Raw genomic sequence first — 275 nt, 5'->3', positions numbered from 1 at the left:
ACGTGTCTCCATCCAATCATACCGGTTCGTATTTGGCATGTTAGGTGGTTTACTGGTTACAAGCTGCACCTTGCCTTTAGTAAAATGGTTTGGCAATGGTAATAACGAAATGGGCTATCAACTCACCATGCTGGTTATGAGTTGCCTAGGTGTGGTGTTATTTTTAATTTGTTTTCGTTACACCAAAGAGCGAGTGAGCAATCCACCGCATAAATTATCTTTAAAAACACAACTTCACTTTTTATGGCAAAATCAGCCGTTTAAAATCTTGTGTA

The 275-nt window shown here is 38.9% G+C and carries 1 protein-coding gene; it reads left to right on the top strand.

Annotated features, from left to right (window positions below; genetic code table 11):
- On the top strand, positions 1-275 hold a 275-nt coding region (locus SB765_RS29470; protein ID WP_410932466.1), incomplete at both ends, for an MFS transporter.

Origin of the sequence: Pseudomonas sp. SIMBA_067, assembly GCF_046534675.1 — a bacterium.
In the GTDB taxonomy this organism is placed as follows: domain Bacteria; phylum Pseudomonadota; class Gammaproteobacteria; order Pseudomonadales; family Pseudomonadaceae; genus Aquipseudomonas; species Aquipseudomonas putida.
This window is presented reverse-complemented; position numbering and strand designations above follow the sequence as displayed.